Consider the following 1,059-nt stretch of genomic DNA (forward strand, 5'->3'; position numbering starts at 1 on the left):
TTGCTGTTTTATTCGCCACTCTTTGGATAACTTTTGCTTTGCGGAGAAGTTATAAACACCTTCTGCCAAAATTCGGCGAATTTATTCACTTTTTCTGTGGATATCACTGTGAAAAAATATCTCGCTTGCATATAAATCGCCGTACTGATCAGGCCATAAAGCGCCAACAACCATCAATTAAATACATTAAAAACAATGAATTAAATAAACAAAAGCAAAACAATCCACAAGAAGACAAACCAAAAGGATCGTAAAGATCCATGATTGAGCAAAGATCCGCCAGCGCCGAATTTATCCACACATACCGCTGACAAGATCGACAGTTTTGTGCACCCTCGCACGGAACCTTGACCACAAACCCCTGTTCATCCAGCCAGTATCGGTTGGTTATCCACGGTTATCCAAGATTTCTGTGGATAACTAGTGGGGAGATCCTGTTCATTGTCGGTGATTTATCCAGCAATAATTTCGCCTCGGCGATCTTAGCCTCCCTAAATGATTTAATATTTCCTTATAAATCATTGCATTATAAATTGGCGGATCGTGGGCTCGTGAAGGATCCCATAAATAACGATCTTGCTGCGCAAAAAATGAACAACAAGTAACCCCTGTGCCGTGGATCACTACAGGGCATAAAGGGTGGTAAGATAATGAGCATGAACACTGACATGATTCCTGTTTCTCGCCAGGCGCTGTTTGACCGCGCCCGTGATCTGGCGGGGTATTCGCTGGCCGAATTAGCCGCGCAGCGTGGATTGCCCGTACCGCCCAACCTCAAGCGTGACAAGGGGTGGATTGGTACGCTGATCGAACAACATCTGGGCGCGTATGCTGGCAGTAAGCCGGAGCAAGATTTTCCGCATCTGGGGGTGGAGCTAAAAACCATCCCTGTGGATCGTCACGGCCAACCGCTGGAAACTACTTTTGTGTGTGTCGCGCCGCTAACCGGTAACTGTGGTGTGAGCTGGGAAACCAGCCATGTGCGACACAAGCTGGCCTGTGTGTTGTGGCTACCGGTGGAAGGTGAACGCACGATCCCGCTCGGTGAGCGCCGGATCG

At 47.9% G+C, this 1,059-nt stretch carries 2 protein-coding genes; both read left to right on the top strand.

What is annotated here, in order from left to right; translation table 11 throughout:
- On the top strand, nucleotides 1–254 hold a 254-nt coding region (locus ACRC27_RS13745), incomplete at its 5' end, for a hypothetical protein (RefSeq protein ID WP_438640139.1).
- 402 nt (nucleotides 255–656) lie between these two features.
- Nucleotides 657–1,059: MutH/Sau3AI family endonuclease (locus ACRC27_RS13750; protein ID WP_438640140.1), on the top strand; the 403-nt coding region annotated here is incomplete at its 3' end.

Source organism: Plesiomonas sp. (assembly GCF_051650925.1).
In the GTDB taxonomy this organism is placed as follows: Bacteria; Pseudomonadota; Gammaproteobacteria; order Enterobacterales; family CAMTGL01; genus Plesiomonas.